Raw genomic sequence first — 15753 nt, forward strand, 5'->3', positions numbered from 1 at the left:
CCTCCCCCATTGAGAAGGGCTTTCGTATTATTTTAAATTTTTTCGTCCCTGTTCATATTTCTTTTCATGCATATGATCTACATAATCATCTGAAATTTCACCTATATGAAGCAAATCTTCCCCATCGTATACAGCCTCTAGTGATTCCATATACTCTTTAGGTATATTAAAGTCGAACAAAAGCTCCCCTGATGTGCTGTAGATACTGCCAGAAAGATTACCCTTTGGAGGTGACTCCATTTTTAACAAATCCTTTAACGCTACAGGTTGACCGTTAACCTTAAAGTTCATTTTAATTTCATATAATCCAATGGTTTGCTCCAAAATGTTAACCATTTCATCAAAATCTTCATCGCTTAATTGAGAAGGATCTTCCACATTGGAGAACTTTTCCCAAAGAGTGTCGTTTGTTGCTATTTGATCAAGTTGATTTTTATTCTTTTCCTCCACCTCAGCTAAATAGTTAAACAATCTTTCTGTCTCTTCTTCAGTAATGCCAAAATCCGCTAATGCTTTTTCGGTTTCTGCCATATATTCATCATAGTTTTCGTAATATTCAACTGATGCATCCAAATCCTCAATAAATTTATAATCATTCAAGTTATCACCAAAATGATCCATTAAGTCGTTAAATTCTTTCTGTGTTAGATCATACTTGGTTAACAACTCCTGCAAATTGTTTGAGTTGATAGGGGTACCGAGCACGTCTTTTAATTCTTCCACTGTACTAAAATCTTCTAAAGGGATTTCATAGTAGGAAAGATAGTCCAGTAACTCCTGTTTAGTCCATCCTATTCCAGCTAAATATTGGTTCAATTCATTTTCTGGCGGAGCAGCTTTAGCTGAAGGAACATTTAAAAGGAGCTGGAAAGTCAGCAAGCAAACAAGCATGGTTTTTAAATAGCCCATTGGTACCCTCCTTAACATTTGGTGCATTATTAATTTTCCCTTTTTCACACTCGTTAGAAATGCAAATAATTCCTATATCTATTTAGATGAATCACATACATGTTACGTTTCTTCTTCTTGATAAAAACATGAGAAATGACAAATCCTATTCTCACAGGAACAAAAGGGGGGTAGGGAAACGTGAGAGAAATTGAAAATAAAGGTCTATTTTGGCTTTGGGGAATAAAGATGTACAAATTACGCTGGGCAGTAGCAATTTTTTGGATATCATTATTCATTTTTTCAGCCTCATTTGCCCAAAAACTTCCTAATACGCTTAAGGATAGCGGATTAAATCCACAGGGTAGCGAGTCGGACATAGGTATATCATTAATGAAAAAGGAATTTGAAGCGTCCCCGTCTGCATTAACAATTGTATATAAGAGTAATCATTTAGACTTAACTAGTGATCAAGCAAAGAAGGACATTTTGCAATCATTAGATAAACTATATAAGAAGGACTATGTTAGAAAAATCCAGATTAACAACACACCACGTATAAAGGAAGATAAGGGTATTCAGTCTGTTGTTGTTCAATTAAAACTAAAGAACCGAGAGGCACTTAACCATTTTTCAGAAATGAAAAGGCTAATTGGCCGCCCCAAAGGAATGGATACGTATATTGATGGAGAAATAGCTACACTACATGAAATACAGCAAGCAACCAAACATGATATGGCACATTCAGAAAAAATTGGACTTCCCATTGCCTTATTTGTACTTTTATTTATTTTTGGTACTGTTTGGGCTGCCATTCTACCTCTGTTGATTGGGATGATCAGTGTATCTCTAACAATGGGGATTACATACTTTCTAACTGGATATTACTCCCTTTCAAATTTTCTTCCAAATATAGTGATGATGCTAGGAATGGCGATAGGAGTGGATTATGCACTTTTTTTAGTAAGCCGTTTTCGAGAGGAATTAAAGAGCCAGAAATCCGTTGAGGAAGCTGTAGGTATGGCCATTCAAACAGCAGGACAATCTGTATTTTTTTCAGGAATTACTGTTTTAATTGGTATGTGTGGGATGTTGTTTATTAAGCTGCCAATTATTTATTCATTATGTCTCGGTGGTGTCCTGGTTGTGTTTTCAGCAATGTTCCTGTCATGTACGCTTTTACCTGCATTATTGGGTATTTTGGGGCATCGTATCAATTCTTTAAAAGTATTTCCTGGTACTCAAAAGAAATTGGAAAACTCAATCATGTGGGAGCGGATCGCCAATTTTGTAATGAAAAGACCAGCGATACTAGCCATCTTGATCATTACCTTTTTATTATCGCTTATGATGCCCATTGTTCGTATGAAAGTGGGGGTACCCACCGCGGAAGTACTCCCACCCGCATACGAATCAAGGACAGGTGCAGAATTATTGAAAGCAAATTATGATATACGGAGATCTAGCCCCATTAATATTGTTGTGAAGGCAAAGGAAAATGTCACCAGAGTGGCCTCCATAAGAGAGATAAAAAAATATGAGGATAAAATTCGTCAGTTACCTGGTGTGTTGGAGGTTCAAAGCTATATAGATTTTCTTGGAAATCGTTCAGCTGAAGACACCTCGCATCTATTAGCTTTAAAAGGTACACATGAACGAATGGTTAACAGGAATTTATTACGAGGAAATTATGCATTGCTGACTATCGTACCACAGTCTAAGCCAGATTCGACTGAATCATCCAAACTTGTTCATCTGGTTAGAAATATATCAATGAGTGACTTAAAAACAAATGTTACCGGGGAAACTGCTATCCGAGTTGACATGCTAGATCGAATTAATTCGGGTTTACCCTTGTTAATATTATTTATTATCTCTGTTACTTATATCATATTGCTTTCCGCATTCAAGTCAGTTCTTTTACCGCTTAAGGCCTTACTTATGAACGTCTTAAGTCTGGGGGCAAGCCTGGGGATTGTAGTCATCGTTTTTCAGTACGGATGGTTAGCGGGCTTCCTACATATTACTTCTACTGGATACGTTAGTATAATTATGCCTGTTACAATCTTTTGTATTGTTTTTGGTATCTCAATGGATTATGAGGTATTCTTAATTTCAAGAATAAAGGAAGAATATGATAGGTCAGGAGATAATGAAAAAAGTACTGCCGTGGGGCTACAGAAAACTGGTGGGCTTATAAGTAGTGCTGCGTTAATTTTACTTGTTGTAGTGGGTTCGTTTATTTTTACTAACATTGAAATTACAAAGGCACTCGGTGTAGGGTTATTTTGTGCTATTCTCATTGATGCTACCCTGATACGAATTATTGTGGTGCCTGCTTTGATGAAGCTACTAGGTCCTGCAAATTGGTGGGCACCTAGATGGATTGTAGGCAAATAACATTCGGCTATTCTTAAATATGACTAGCAAATAAAGATATATGAAAATTAACCATAAGAAAATCCATTCTTGTACCACTAACAAGTAAGTAGTTATCACTGGAAAGAGGCGGGAAAAGGGGAGCGATAACATCAAACCATTACCTATCTGTGTTAAGAAGGAGTTCGGTACTCGTTAGCAAAAATAAAATTATGATTTCTTGGGGATGTGTTTAGAAATGGAAGAGAGTTTTGTCTCTGGCTCATTTAATTTCGTTATTCGTGGAGAAGATTTAGACCCTCACGAAATATTAAAAAATATAAGCCTTAAACCTTCAAAGGTTAGAAGAAAAGGTGAATTAATCGCCGAACACATTAAAATGAAGGATACCTATTGGAGTTACCAAATAAAGTTTCAAGGGAACAATGAGCTTGATTTAGCTTTAGACGAATTGTTAAACACTCTTCTTCCTTATAAATCCTTTGTTCGTGACATTTCCAATACTTATGACGTTTACATATTATTCAGTTTACGTTCTAACTTAGGGCAATTAGGGTTCGAATTGAAACCCAAAATTATACAAACATTAGCTGACTTAAATATTAGATTTGAAGTACACGTTCTTTCATATGGTGAGGTTGAAAATAATTAAAAACTACAATTTCTCTTCAACTATCGGCATAAGATTAAGAAAAGATCGCTGTGGCAATCTTTTTTCTTGTTGTACCAATGGATTTTAGCATAAGAAGGAATAGGAGAATGTAAGTGGAATTCATTTATTATTTCCAACTTTAATTTCTTAGTTTTATTTTATTTATTATTGTTTCTATGGTTTTTCAGAAGATTTTTTCCAAGGAAAAATAAATATTTTTATTCAGGGTGCTTGAGTGAAGGATGCCTTTCCGACAATGATCGCTGCGGCGGTCATTTTTTCTTGTTGAACTAACGGGGCAGTTTAGCACAATAAGACTTAAGAAGGGAACGATGAAAGCAGTATCGAATTATCATATATTAAAAACTAATTCTAAGGGTGAAAAGGATGATGAAAGACAAAAAACGTATCAGTAAGACAAACAATAGAGTAGTACAAGGTAAGACACCAGAAGAACGTTTTAAGGAAAGACACGGAATAACAATAGAGGAATGGAACGAACAACAATTCAATGCTAAGACTGGAATGACACCCGATGAATGGTATATTAATGAGGCGAAATCTACAACACCTTACGATTTTATTAAGGAACGCTATGGAACTGTTACCGAAGATGATATAAAGCTTGTTAGGGATTTGCAACTTTTGGGGTTAAAAGATGACGTTATATATGTGTTACTCGATTATGTTGCAATTGTAAGTAAAATCGGAATGGTTCACCCGATGGTAAGAGAAATGGGTGAGAATTGGCTTAAGGAAAAAATATTTACAATTGAAAAAGCAATTTTTTATGTTAGGGAACAGCAGAAGAAATATATGTAATTATTTATTAAAAAGGAAAGTTTGTGAAACATTGTACTTAAACAAACGGGACAGTATAGTTGAATAAGAACAACCGTATATTATTTGGTAAAATAATTAAAAAATGCGGTTACTACAAGGAGGATATATGAAGCAATGAATTTCTTATATATTTGGACTTATTTTAATCTCAAGTTTACTATATTGGATAGCAAATAAGGTATTTGATTCAGATAATTCCTTGATTGCATTTTTTTTAGCTATGATAGTTAGTCATCTGATATTAGAAAAAAATCAATGGCTTATAGATTTTGATAATGACTCCGAAAAAAATAAACAAGGTCAATAATTGTTTTTTATAAAAGTAACCGGTGCTTATGCGGAAGATCAATGTTTCCAACAAAATGGCGGGTTTTCTTTAAGAATAAACGACGCAGTTTAGTTTAACAGACTATTAAAAAACGCTTGGGTAATACAATCCAAGCGTTATTTATACTTTATTTTGATGATAAATTACTGATTTTTAAATAAAACAGGTGAAAAATCTACATCTTTTATCCAAATGCTCGCTTCTTTCTGTTTATCATACTTTATCCATACATCACCTTTATGTGTTTTGTCTTGCCTGCGTACCCATGTGAGATAAGATCCAACGACTTGTGGGTCTACATCTAACTCATTTTCTTTTGGGAATGTGATCCGATTCTGAGTACCTGTCGCTAAATCTATTTCATAAAGAGAGGTGAACATTGTGGGAGCTGGCCCCTCTTTCCACTTTTTATTTTCCTCTGACCGTGCGACGATCACTTTGGAAGCTGCCAGCCACTCCAAATCTAGGTCTACGTATCCTTTTGGTGTATATTCTAACTGCTTGGTGGATGCCTCTAGCTCAACAATTTTAGTCATCTTATTTTCAACAAAAAACCGTCCTTCTCCTGAAATATAAGCTAATTGGTTGGCTTGGGGTGCCCACTTAAACCAGTCACTAAATCCTAACATCCTGCCGATGTCTTTGAACACTTTTCCATCTGAGGATAAGGCACATAAAGGATTACTGTCCATTGCCCAAGAAGGTGTTGGGGTACCGAGAAAGCTAACCCATTTTCCGTCATGACTCCATTTAAAATCACCAACATTAACGGCAAATAGATTATTTTCATCGATTGGGATTGAGTACAATGGCTTCGCTTTGTTTTCATTAAGATTCATATCCTTTGGGATTCGATACAATTTAATCGGCTCCCAGCCAGTGGGAAGTCGATTCGACCCAGCAGACACTATAAACTCTTTTCCATTTGGATACCATTCAAATCCACTAACACCTAACGACACATTTTCAAATCCAGAAGGCCTGCCATCCTTTGTCTTAGTAACATTTAGAACCCATCCAGATAAAAATGCTAACTCATTTGCAACAGGGGACCACCTAAATAAAGAAGTCTCAATGTGGGGATACGGTTTAAAGTTCTCTTTTTTCTTTGTGTCATAAATCCAAAGGCTTGATTTTTCTCCCTGCTCATCACCGTCGATGTATGCAATAAATCTACCATCGTAGGACCACTGGGGTGGATAGACATATTTATCTTTTGTAAGCTGTATTTCTCGATCTCCCTCTTTCATCCATAACTGGTGTTCACGAACAAACGCAGCCTTCAATGGTGGCACTTCTGCTTTAGTCACAGTAATGAACGGAAATAGGAAAAGTATCATAATTAATAAGATTTTTATTGGCACGCCATTCCCTCCTACAAATTAGATTTACCTAGTAAATTCAAGTTGATGTATTGCTACAAGTAATAGTTCTTCAAATCTCATTGAGAGAAAAAATCATTCATAGTTCTATTGTGATTGAATAATAACTAATTAACAGAAGGGAATATGAACAAGGAAATTGATATAAGCAGGATTGGTACCTTTCCTTTTTGCTGTAAAGGGGCAGTTTAATAGGGAATGACTAATCCATTATTAAGTTAATAGAATCATCTGCTATTCCTTCACCTAATGCTTGAATATGTAAGTGGGCAAGAAGGGATGGGCGGTCAATATTCCAAGTTAAAGTAAATAGATTTCCTTATCGCCCTCTTTTATGCCATAGCCAATAAGTTTTCTATGATTCCAGGTTTCTGTTCCTGTTGGTACTAACCAAAACAAGACGGTCTCAGTGTTTTCGGCTTTCACATTAAATTTTATCTTCTTTGTTCCTTTTGGTATTTTAATCCAGGTTCCTCTTTTTGGGGAATCAGTGTCAATGCTAATTATGTTAGGTGGGGCTGGAACAACCTTTTGATTCCCGAAAGGTTGGAATGCTGTTAAAAGACTTAAAACAAGGCACGATTTCAAAATAATCAATTGGACTCACCTCAAAAATTAGTGTTTCCCTTTTCAGTATTTGTATTTACTTGTTTCACTTACGGGTGCTTGAGTTTAAGATCAGATCTGTCATTACGACAGCTTTTTCTTGTTGAACCAACGAGGAGGTTAGCTTAAAAACGTGATATGATAAATTATAAGTTTTTCAGGTTTAATAAGGAGGTCTTATGATAAATAAGAATATCGTTTGTCGAACTCCAGGTGTATATTCTGAGGGCTTAACAAGGGGAAAGTCATACCAAGTAATTGATATAAATACTGACGAAGATATGATTCGAATAAAATGCGACAATGGACGATTAAAATGGTTTCCATTATCTCACTTTAATGTAAATGGTGAGGACATTATAGATTTAATAAGTTGGAAGTTTGATGATGAAGTTTCAAATGACCCTAACGAAACAAATTGGATAGAAATAAGTATGAAAATGAGTGACGGAAGTGAAAGATGGTGTATTCTCTACACTCCAGAACGATTAAGAAACTTATTACAGCAACCAAATATATATCCAACAGGACTCCATATAAAGCATATGATAGTTGTTAAAAGTTACAATGTAGAGGACATAAAGAGTGTTTTAGATTATCTAAATCAGGAAGACGAGTTGATTGGTGCAACACTACCACTTAATAGAATTTCTTCTTGAACTAACGGATGCGATTGTTCTAAAAGAGAAGTCGCTTTCCTTCTTGAAGTAACTGGGAGATTAGTGCAATAAGGATGAAGAAATTATAATGTAATTCTCGTTTGAGAGGTGAAATGATTTGTACAAAGAAATGAGTTTTCAAGAGTGTATTTTAGATGCACTTGCTGATGATGGTGAAAGTATCGTTCAAATTGAGGGATATTTTAGGCATACAACTTATAGGACAAATCGTACTGAGATAAAAGATGTTATGGTTCAACTTTTATATGATGGGTTAATACAAATCGTTTACCCGCCTAATAAAACAAAAGAAGTTTTCATAAAAAGCAATACTTTGACTATTGAGGATTTTTGGTTTGAACAAACGAAAAAAGGAAAGGAAATATGGGATAAAATTGATTTTAAATAATAACCAGTGTTCATAGCCTTCTTGAACTAACGGGTGCGATTCTTCAATAAAGAGGGATCGCTCTTTCCTTATTGAAGAAATTTAACCTTTTGATTGAGGAGAATTTTAGAATGAGAATGAAAAAATTTCGAGGGTTAAAAAGAAGTATTAGAAAATTTTACAAAAATCTCGAAGAAGAGACCAGAGTTTTTCCAACAGACTTTGAGGGATATTATGAGTACCATCTCCCTGATAATGGAGCGTACTGGTTAAATTCCTCGAAAGTTTCTTACAAATTAAAATCTGAATGTTTTCAGTTTTTGATTGACAGAACAAAACATTTAATTGATTTAAAACCAGCTAAATTAGAAGAAGCGAAAGTTGTTTTAATGATTGATTTTCACTATTGGTATGGCACAAAAATCTATATTTATAATGAACCCGAAGAAGTAGAATTTGAACAGAACGATGGAAATGTTTCGATAGTAAAACTTGAGAATTTTCGGGATTTTGCAAAAGAGTGGAATGTAAAAATCCCCCCTGGACTTGATGTTATCGGGACTAAATCTAAAGTGATAAATAAGGACTATTTTTTTGCTGATATATACGGTGGTGAAACTTGGTATATTGGACACCTTTAATAATGATCTAACGGGGGCATTACTGCATCAACGGTAATGCTTTTTCCTTCTTCAAGTAACGGAGCAGGTTAATTTAACATAAGGGTTGAAACCAATTTAATTGGAAACACGTATTAATATTAACTTTGTTTACTTATTATATTGGGTAAGAAATTTTAGTTTTCAATGTAAATAACGATAGGATCTTTACTTAGAGAGGTGGGTATCGTTCGTTTATAGAGCAATTAGGAAGAAGATAGGAGATTTAATCGTGTTAGTATTTTTACTTCATATTTTGATAAGTTTCATGGTGTTAGGAATAACATTGTTTCCAGCACAAATAGTAGAAATTAAGAGGAGTACCCTAAAAAGTATTGTTGGTATATCTGGACTATTAGGGATTATTTTAGTAGGCACAGGTATTTTCATTGGAGGAGGAGATTCTTTACATGCATATCTCTATATAACATTTATATTACAATTGATTATTCTAAGTCTTTTCTTATTAATTTACCGTCTTTTTAAAAAAGCGGGGTATTCAAAATTAATAAATATCTGTTCAATTTGCTTAGTCATAATTAGTCATTTGACTTATGTTTACTATATTATAGTAGGTTTTATGTATTAGTATTAGACAGAGATTTTTGGAGGTTGTATTCACTTTACCTAGCAATGTGCGTTTTTTCCACTGTGGTTTGGACTCTAAAAACAGTTCCAAACAACATGAATGAGATGTTAGAAAAAGTCTATATGTATTTAGAAGATCATGATTACTTCAGTAGATTAAAACCTAAGTGGTATCAATAGATGTATGTTTGTGAAAGATTGTACTTAAAGTAATGGGTGCTTGAGTACAAGATATTATGGCTGTTACAGCAGCCTTTTCTTATTGCACATACAAGGATTTAGGGGGGGATTAATTTGGATGATTTTAAACAAGCAATAAAAAACGGTGAATTTGTTAAAGCAAAGCAGCTTTCTAAGACTATGGATTTGGAAGCTTTAAGAGAAACACTTTTCCTTATAGCATATGATGATGAAACAATTGCTCCCTATGGATTTGCGAACTACTTATTACTTGATAAGGAAACCTCTGAGTTACATTACTTAGCGTCATTTCTACTTAGTATGGGATTGAATCATTTAGATGGTGCATATCAAACATCATTTTTCCACGCAAAAAGAGCAGTAGAATTAGCTCCAGAAGATATTAGTTATAAAGAGTATTTATTACTTTTTTTTGAAATGCCCGAGCCTTTGCTTAGTAAAGATGAAGCTACAAAAATAGCTATAGAAATTTTAAAAGTGGACACAGAGAACAAGGCTGCATTGTCGATGTTAAATGGGGACACTCATTAAGATTCTAATTCAATGATCAGTTTGTGAAGAATTGTGCTTAAATTAACGGGTGCAATAGTTATAAATCGGAGCTGTCATTTTGGCAGCTTTTCTTATTGCATACTTTTTTATAAAAAAATGAATCTTTTTAGTTAATTACTTTCTCTAATTAATAAAGGGGGGAATTGATTGTCAAAGCATGAGAAACAAGTAATAAAAGCAATAAATGGGGATAAAGGTGCCTTACAGCTTTTACTGAAGGATGAAAAGGAAAAATTGTATCGAGTTGCTTTTACATATGTAAGAAATGAAGATGATGCAGTTGATGTGTTTCAACAAACTATCTTACTTGCAATGGAAGCAATCCATCAGCTAAAAGAGCCTAAGTATTTTTCAACTTGGTTGACAAGAATTTGTATCAATTTATCTATAAATGTGTTGCGGAAAAATCAAAAGGTGATTTCAATCGAAAATATAAAAGTAGAAGATACTGTCGGTAAGAACGTGTCCATTGAAGAAAAAATCGACTTATTTGATGCAATTTACAAGCTCGATGAAAAATACAAAACCGTGCTTATTCTTAGGTATTATCACGACTTGACATTAGAACAAATTGCAATAAATTTAAATGAGCTTTTAGGAACGGTGAAAACCAACATTAAAAGGGGTTTAGAAAAGCTGAAACCATTTTTAAAAGGGGTGTATGTAGATGATAGAACAAAAGAATCAAATTAAAACGGCATTAAACCAAATTTCTGTGCCGCATTCAAGATTAGATTCAATTATTGATGATGCATTCCAAGGGAAAAAGGTTCGGAAAAAGAAATGGATATTTCCTATTGTAAAATATATAGCAGTTATTGTGTTAGTTAGTGTGATTACATTTTCATCAGCTCTGGCATCCCCAACCTTTGCGAAGTTTGTTACCCAAATTCCTGTGATCGGCAGTGTATTTAATTATTTTGCTTTTGAGAAAGCATATTACAAAACATATAAAGACCTTAGTACAGATATGGGAATAGTAGAAAAAAGCAACGGAATAGAAATGGTTATTGATCAAGCGATTTACGACGGAAATATGGTGACTCTTTCATATGTGATACGAACAAATGAAGAGTTTGAAAAACGGCCAATGTTTGAAAGTTTACCATTTGTTCAAGGGAACTTTAGTAATACGGGTTATGGTACAGAGTATGTAAAAGACGTTGGATATCTAGGAGTTATGACAATATCAATGTTTGAAGATAATAGAAAAACGGTTAACATGGCATGGGAACCAAAGTCGATTTCGTTTGGTAATAAAACAATAAAAGGAGACTGGTCGTTCAAATTTTCTCTTAAAGAAATCCCAAGTATTCATATTCCAATTAATAAAGAGGTTAGTAAAAGTGGTGTAACGGTTCGTTTAATTGATGCAGAAAAAACGGATGTAAATCTATCCATCAATTATTCCCAAATAATTGACACTAAACTTTTAGACAGATCAGAATACGTTGAAGCAGAGCTATATGCGATCGATAATTTAGGTAATGAATACAAGGTACCTTACAATGGCGGACAAGGCATTGTTGGCAGTGATTCAAGTGAAGATCTCATGTGGAATGCAACAGTTCATGGATTAGACAAAAAAGCTACTTCTATTACTTTCTACCCGTTTGCTCAGATAAGTAGAGCCACGTCTGGTCCAGACGAAACTAATTCTAATAGGATTGATTTTGAACCTATTACAGTCAATTTAAAATAAGGAGTTGTTTGTGAATAATTGTACTTAAAGTAACGGGAGCATTACTGGGACAGCGGTAATGCTTTTTCATATTGAAGTAACGAAGCAGTTTAATTGAAGAAGGATATTATTACCAACATATAGAATATCTAAAAGTATTCAACATTATATGGAGGTTAATTTTGGTGACAAACAAACTTGAAGACTTTTATTGTGATGAGGTTCTAAGTGGAAATACACCTGTAAAAACAGTGTTAGAAACAGAAAATGTGCTTGCCTTTTATCACACTCGTCCTTTTTATGAGAAACATATTGTGGTAATTCCGAAAAAGCATATCCAATCTATAATTACAGTTCAACCTGATGAGCAGGAAATTAAGGTAGAAATCTTTGGTGTTATAAAGGAAGTTGCTACGACTATGAATTCTAAGTTCGGTGCATGTACTGTTTCTACTAATATTGGTGAATATCAAAGCAATAAACATATGCACTGGCATGTACACTATGGAAATCGCATTAGAGACTAAAAAAATATTGACGGGGGAAATATGGCTGGATATACAAAGGAAATAAGAGAGCTTATAGGTTGCAGACCTTTTATTTTGGTTGGTTCAACTATTATAGTTAGGAATCATAAAAAAGAGATTTTATTTCAACGCCGTTCTGATACTAAAGAATGGGGTTTGCCAGGTGGAGCAATGGAGCTTGGTGAAAGTTTGGAGCAAACTGCTGAACGTGAACTCTTTGAAGAAACAGGCTTAAGAGCAAAGAATTATAAGTTTGTCGATATATTGTCAGGAAAAAACCTTTATTTTAAATATCCTAATGGCGATGAAGTCTATAACGTTGTATGTGTTTTCTTAGCAGAGGGGACAAGTGGTAAATTAGCTATGGATGATGGTGAAAGCTTGGATTTGAAATATTTCTCCGTTAATGAATTACCCTCCCAACTTGATGAGAGGGCGAAGATAATAATTGAGAAACATTTTATTTAAATTGGTATGTCCCGTTCCACGTAAGATTGTGAAGAAATACACTTAAACTAACGGTTCATTAGGATAACAAAGATAGAAATTCGTAATAACCAAGGAGTAGTGAGTTTTTATGACAGAGGGAGAAGAATATTTAAGAATGTATCCCCAACTTAGAAAATGGATTAATCAATGTGTTGCTTGTCAGGATATTGGTTATAAACCTGAATTACCGTTTGAGCTATCTACTTATGGTAATGAAACTTCTGCTGCCGCTAAAAATCTAAGAAAGTATTTCAAGCCACTAGCTTTAAACGAAAGTGGTCATTGTGAAGTTTGTAGAAAATTTATAGATTAAACAATGATGATTGATCTTCAACTAACTGGGTGCTTGAGTTAAACAAGGGTCCGAAAATCCATAATAAAATAAGACCAATACTTTTGATATCATATGAAATTTTTGAGAATCCCAGAAAAGATTTTTTTATTGGGAAGCTTCTTTTTCTCTGTCTTTCGCTATTTTAGCTTGTATTTCATCGTACAAATGGTCATGTTCCGTTACTTCTTGTAGGATAATGAGAGTTTCTTTTTCCTCTCTCCATTCCTCGTCGGTGTAATTGTTGTATAGTTTTCGGGCGTCGTCACAATCCTTCCCATTAACTCCCTGCCAGAAGGCATAAGGATTCTCGCATTTATCGATGAACTCTCCTGCTTTTGCGATTCTGCCGTCGTGTATCAAATGTACACAGCCTTTCAGTCCCCATCCCAGAAGGAAAATCAATGGAATAACGATAAGAATGAAATAGCGGATATTTTCATTCCTTTGCTTTTTGGCTTTCTCATTCATAAATTCTTGAAGGAAGTCTCGTTCTCTGTACGGTACATCGGTGGTGACATTCTTTTTCTTTTCCTTGAATTTCAAGTTTCATCCCCCTAATAAAATCCAAAGGACAGTATAGCATACTCTCAGAATGCTGCCAATCGGGTGGAACTTTTTGTTATTCGACTGAGGGGGAATTTGTGTAATTGTGGCAGCATCTTTTCCTTATGTAACTAACGGTCAGGTTACTTGAAGAAAATGTGGTATTTTATAAATAACTGAATAAAGGAGACTAGATATAGAGGATAATGAGAAGATCGACTACGAACGAGGTACGGATGAACTAAGGTTGAAAAATATAATTGTCCCAAGGAGTAACAATGGATTAAGGAGAACAAATACCACCAAACAAAGTTACTGCCCATGATATAAACAAACGTTTTAGGTTGGGGGCAAAATCCGAAGATAAAGACGGAATAGAATGCAAAAACGGATGAAGACTTTGAGAAAGTTGCTTTAAACGTTGTAAATTTATTAAATATGTCAGAGCGTTTATAGATTTCTAAGTTCTTCCACTAACGGGGTGCGATTGTTTAATAAGAACATTCGCTTTTCTTGTTCAGCAACGGGAGTTGATTCGAAGAAAGAACAGACGAGTTTGCATCTTTTATTGGTAGTAACATTAACCTAAAAAGGTTTCTTAAGAACATACCCTTAAACAAATGTGGCAGCCTATTAAAATCAAACGATCCCTGCAAGTGCAAGTCAGGAGGAGGGTATTTATATGTCTTTAAGTGCGTATGAGTTATTAACTTCACTTCAGGTCCATAAGAAATCCGATATGTCATTCGGTCCTTCCCTACTCGAACATGGTGTCCGCCATCGTCAGGCTCGATTTCAAATGTAATCTCCAACATTAAGCCACGGAAGCCATTTACTCTTCTTGTTTCAATCACTTCAATTAACCATGGAGAGATTTGAGGTGAAAAATCCTTTAAAATCTTTGGATAATAATACTTATTCAAATCTTCTCTGATATAAGGAGTAAGCAAATTCATAAGCATATCCTGTAAACGAAGTTCTTCGGAATCTTGAGTGGGTTTATCTGCGGAAACGTTTGTTGTTTGAAAAGAAGTAATAGCAAGAAAGGATAGTATAAAAGCGATTAGCATCTTTTTCATTCTTTTTAATACACCTCTTTACAACCATTTAATTTATTATTACCTTTTTTTGGATAGGGTATGTGCTTATTGAACGGGTGCGTTACTTTAGAAACCATTCTGTTGCTTCGGCAGCCTTTTCTTGTTCCACTATCGTGGCAGTTTAGCTTAGGAAGGATTTTGGTGTTTGTTAGGAGAAAAATAATTATTATGTTTTCTTGGGGATGTGTTTAGGAATGGAAGAGAGTTTTGTCACTGGCTCGTTTGATTTCATTATTCGTGGTGTAGATTTATACCCTGATGAAATAACAAATAAGTTAAACCTTAAACCTTCAAAAGTTAGAAGAAAAGATGAAATAATGACAAAAGACATAAAAATGAAGGATTCTTATTGGAATTATCAAGTGAAATTTAAAGGTTACGATGAATTAAATGAAGCGTTAGAGATTTTTTTAAGCACACTATTGCCTTATAAGACTTTTATCAGTGAAATTTCTGAAGTTTATGATGCTTATATATTTTTTAGTTTACGTTCAAATTTAGGACAGTTAGGGTTTGATTTACAACCCAAGACTTTAAGGGACATTGCTGATTTAAATATTAGATTTGAAGTGAATATACTTTCATATGGTGAAGTTGAGGATACTTCTAATTGAACAAAAGTAAAGGTAAAACAAATCTATATGCAAGAACGAGTTTGTGAAAAGTTCTACTTAAACAAACGGGTGCGAGAGTTTAATAAAGAGTTGTTTGATCATTAAATAGAGCCACTTCGATCGTGAAATCGATCGTAAGCCACTCAATTTCCAGATAAAACACGTCTTGATTTGGAGTGAGAGGTATGATAGGCTCATCGCCTAATCGAAACACCTTGGTGTCTCGGCTTTCGAACAAAATCATACCTCAGGGGGATCCATGTCAAGACATTCCAGATTTTCCAGTTTTTCAAAAGGACAAGTGGCCCACATTTTAGTGATCGGAGTGGCTCAAAATGCT

Annotated in this window: 19 protein-coding genes and 1 pseudogene; 14 read left to right on the top strand and 6 right to left on the bottom strand. The window is 34.5% G+C overall.

The genetic code is table 11. The annotated features are described in order from the left end of the window. Positions 1-27: 27 nt before the first annotated feature. A complete protein-coding gene (locus ACZ9EE_RS00450) occupies positions 28-909 on the bottom strand; it encodes a processed acidic surface protein (RefSeq protein WP_476024727.1) in 882 nt (293 codons plus the stop codon). A 180-nt stretch (positions 910-1089) separates the two neighbouring features. Here ACZ9EE_RS00450 and ACZ9EE_RS00455 point away from each other — a divergent pair, with 180 nt between their 5' ends. The 3 genes from ACZ9EE_RS00455 to ACZ9EE_RS00465 all read left to right on the top strand — a co-directional run bounded on the left by ACZ9EE_RS00455 (position 1090) and on the right by ACZ9EE_RS00465 (position 4741). Continuing rightward, entirely contained in the window at positions 1090-3288 is a 2199-nt protein-coding gene (locus ACZ9EE_RS00455) for an MMPL family transporter (protein ID WP_476024728.1), read from the top strand. A 217-nt stretch (positions 3289-3505) separates the two neighbouring features. Continuing rightward, positions 3506-3919 (top strand): DUF4279 domain-containing protein, encoded by a 414-nt coding sequence (locus tag ACZ9EE_RS00460; RefSeq protein WP_476024729.1) that lies wholly within the window; start codon positions 3506-3508, stop codon positions 3917-3919. A gap of 387 nt (positions 3920-4306) precedes the next feature. Then, on the top strand, positions 4307-4741 hold the full coding sequence (locus ACZ9EE_RS00465) for a hypothetical protein (protein ID WP_476024730.1): 435 nt from the start codon (positions 4307-4309) through the stop codon (positions 4739-4741). 492 nt (positions 4742-5233) lie between these two features. On the opposite strand, the gene ACZ9EE_RS00470 is transcribed toward ACZ9EE_RS00465, so the two are convergent. Then, positions 5234-6454 carry a translocation protein TolB gene (locus tag ACZ9EE_RS00470; RefSeq protein WP_476024731.1) on the bottom strand — a complete coding sequence of 407 codons (1221 nt, stop codon included), beginning with the start codon at positions 6452-6454 and terminating at the stop codon, positions 5234-5236. A 318-nt stretch (positions 6455-6772) separates the two neighbouring features. Further along, positions 6773-6898 (bottom strand): hypothetical protein, encoded by a 126-nt coding sequence (locus ACZ9EE_RS00475; RefSeq protein WP_476024732.1) that lies wholly within the window; start codon positions 6896-6898, stop codon positions 6773-6775. A 359-nt stretch (positions 6899-7257) separates the two neighbouring features. Between ACZ9EE_RS00475 and ACZ9EE_RS00480 the strand changes: the two genes are divergently transcribed. The 10 genes from ACZ9EE_RS00480 to ACZ9EE_RS00525 all read left to right on the top strand — a co-directional run bounded on the left by ACZ9EE_RS00480 (position 7258) and on the right by ACZ9EE_RS00525 (position 13135). Further along, entirely contained in the window at positions 7258-7737 is a 480-nt protein-coding gene (locus ACZ9EE_RS00480) for a hypothetical protein (RefSeq protein ID WP_476024733.1), read from the top strand. Positions 7738-7855: 118 nt separating this feature from the next. Further along, positions 7856-8146 carry a hypothetical protein gene (locus ACZ9EE_RS00485; RefSeq protein ID WP_476024734.1) on the top strand — a complete coding sequence of 97 codons (291 nt, stop codon included), beginning with the start codon at positions 7856-7858 and terminating at the stop codon, positions 8144-8146. 110 nt (positions 8147-8256) lie between these two features. After that, complete coding sequence (locus tag ACZ9EE_RS00490; RefSeq protein WP_476024735.1) at positions 8257-8766, top strand: DUF3916 domain-containing protein; 510 nt, start codon at positions 8257-8259, stop codon at positions 8764-8766. Positions 8767-9016: 250 nt separating this feature from the next. Beyond that, the gene (locus ACZ9EE_RS00495; protein WP_476024736.1) at positions 9017-9373 is read left to right on the top strand and encodes a hypothetical protein; all 357 of its coding nucleotides are present in this window, start codon (positions 9017-9019) and stop codon (positions 9371-9373) included. Between the two features lie 293 nt (positions 9374-9666). Further along, the gene (locus ACZ9EE_RS00500) at positions 9667-10104 is read left to right on the top strand and encodes a hypothetical protein (RefSeq protein ID WP_476024737.1); all 438 of its coding nucleotides are present in this window, start codon (positions 9667-9669) and stop codon (positions 10102-10104) included. A gap of 168 nt (positions 10105-10272) precedes the next feature. Beyond that, on the top strand, positions 10273-10818 hold the full coding sequence (locus ACZ9EE_RS00505; RefSeq protein ID WP_476024738.1) for a sigma-70 family RNA polymerase sigma factor: 546 nt from the start codon (positions 10273-10275) through the stop codon (positions 10816-10818). Next, a complete protein-coding gene (locus tag ACZ9EE_RS00510) occupies positions 10793-11827 on the top strand; it encodes a DUF4179 domain-containing protein (protein ID WP_476024739.1) in 1035 nt (344 codons plus the stop codon). The genes ACZ9EE_RS00505 and ACZ9EE_RS00510 overlap by 26 nt, the downstream gene beginning before the upstream one ends. A gap of 164 nt (positions 11828-11991) precedes the next feature. Continuing rightward, positions 11992-12333 (top strand): HIT family protein, encoded by a 342-nt coding sequence (locus tag ACZ9EE_RS00515; protein ID WP_476024740.1) that lies wholly within the window; start codon positions 11992-11994, stop codon positions 12331-12333. Positions 12334-12354: 21 nt separating this feature from the next. Beyond that, complete coding sequence (locus ACZ9EE_RS00520; protein ID WP_476024741.1) at positions 12355-12801, top strand: NUDIX hydrolase; 447 nt, start codon at positions 12355-12357, stop codon at positions 12799-12801. 109 nt (positions 12802-12910) lie between these two features. Then, entirely contained in the window at positions 12911-13135 is a 225-nt protein-coding gene (locus tag ACZ9EE_RS00525) for a hypothetical protein (RefSeq protein WP_476024742.1), read from the top strand. 126 nt (positions 13136-13261) lie between these two features. On the opposite strand, the gene ACZ9EE_RS00530 is transcribed toward ACZ9EE_RS00525, so the two are convergent. Both ACZ9EE_RS00530 and ACZ9EE_RS00535 read right to left on the bottom strand, forming a co-directional pair. Beyond that, a complete protein-coding gene (locus ACZ9EE_RS00530; protein WP_476024743.1) occupies positions 13262-13699 on the bottom strand; it encodes a hypothetical protein in 438 nt (145 codons plus the stop codon). 668 nt (positions 13700-14367) lie between these two features. Further along, a pseudogene (locus tag ACZ9EE_RS00535) lies at positions 14368-14778 on the bottom strand (DUF3888 domain-containing protein); the annotation flags it as partial. 215 nt (positions 14779-14993) lie between these two features. Here ACZ9EE_RS00535 and ACZ9EE_RS00540 point away from each other — a divergent pair. Then, positions 14994-15413, top strand: coding sequence for a DUF4279 domain-containing protein (locus tag ACZ9EE_RS00540; RefSeq protein WP_476024744.1), 420 nt, complete (start codon positions 14994-14996; stop codon positions 15411-15413). A 79-nt stretch (positions 15414-15492) separates the two neighbouring features. Here the strand turns inward: ACZ9EE_RS00540 and ACZ9EE_RS00545 are convergent, their stop codons facing one another. Then, entirely contained in the window at positions 15493-15657 is a 165-nt protein-coding gene (locus ACZ9EE_RS00545) for a hypothetical protein (RefSeq protein WP_476024745.1), read from the bottom strand. Positions 15658-15753: the final 96 nt, after the last annotated feature.

Source organism: Bacillus sp. URHA0034, assembly GCF_056280405.1.

Coding starts and splice junctions, on each gene's coding strand:
- ACZ9EE_RS00510 (WP_476024739.1), top strand. CDS start 10,793: ATGATAGAACAAAAGAATCAAATTAAAACGGCATTAAACCAAATTTCT.
- ACZ9EE_RS00525 (WP_476024742.1), top strand. CDS start 12,911: ATGACAGAGGGAGAAGAATATTTAAGAATGTATCCCCAACTTAGAAAA.
- ACZ9EE_RS00490 (WP_476024735.1), top strand. CDS start 8,257: ATGAGAATGAAAAAATTTCGAGGGTTAAAAAGAAGTATTAGAAAATTT.
- ACZ9EE_RS00460 (WP_476024729.1), top strand. CDS start 3,506: ATGGAAGAGAGTTTTGTCTCTGGCTCATTTAATTTCGTTATTCGTGGA.
- ACZ9EE_RS00480 (WP_476024733.1), top strand. CDS start 7,258: ATGATAAATAAGAATATCGTTTGTCGAACTCCAGGTGTATATTCTGAG.
- ACZ9EE_RS00465 (WP_476024730.1), top strand. CDS start 4,307: ATGATGAAAGACAAAAAACGTATCAGTAAGACAAACAATAGAGTAGTA.
- ACZ9EE_RS00450 (WP_476024727.1), bottom strand. CDS start 909: ATGGGCTATTTAAAAACCATGCTTGTTTGCTTGCTGACTTTCCAGCTC.
- ACZ9EE_RS00540 (WP_476024744.1), top strand. CDS start 14,994: ATGGAAGAGAGTTTTGTCACTGGCTCGTTTGATTTCATTATTCGTGGT.
- ACZ9EE_RS00545 (WP_476024745.1), bottom strand. CDS start 15,657: ATGATTTTGTTCGAAAGCCGAGACACCAAGGTGTTTCGATTAGGCGAT.
- ACZ9EE_RS00520 (WP_476024741.1), top strand. CDS start 12,355: ATGGCTGGATATACAAAGGAAATAAGAGAGCTTATAGGTTGCAGACCT.